Consider the following 320-nt stretch of genomic DNA (forward strand, 5'->3'; position numbering starts at 1 on the left):
CTCGCCACTACTAAGGGAATCTCGGTTGATTTCTTTTCCTCAGGGTACTTAGATGTTTCAGTTCCCCTGGTTCGCTCCGTACACCTATGTATTCAGTGTAAGGTAACCATCTTATGATGGCTGGGTTCCCCCATTCAGACATCTCCGGATCACAGTCTGTTTGCCGACTCCCCGAAGCTTTTCGCAGGCTACCACGTCTTTCATCGCCTCTGACTGCCAAGGCATCCACCGTATGCGCTTCTTCACTTGACCATATAACCCCAAGCAATCTGGTTATACTGTGAAGACGACATTCGCCGAAAATTTGCAATTCACTCACA

General features: G+C 48.4%; 1 rRNA gene. It reads right to left on the reverse strand.

The features are described from left to right. Nucleotides 1-252, reverse strand: a 23S ribosomal RNA gene (locus JL015_RS27615); the annotation flags it as partial. Between the last annotated feature and the right edge of the window lie 68 nt (nt 253-320).

The sequence above is a fragment of the Pseudomonas cichorii genome, assembly GCF_015471405.1.
In the GTDB taxonomy this organism is placed as follows: Bacteria; Pseudomonadota; Gammaproteobacteria; order Pseudomonadales; family Pseudomonadaceae; genus Aquipseudomonas; species Aquipseudomonas serbiensis.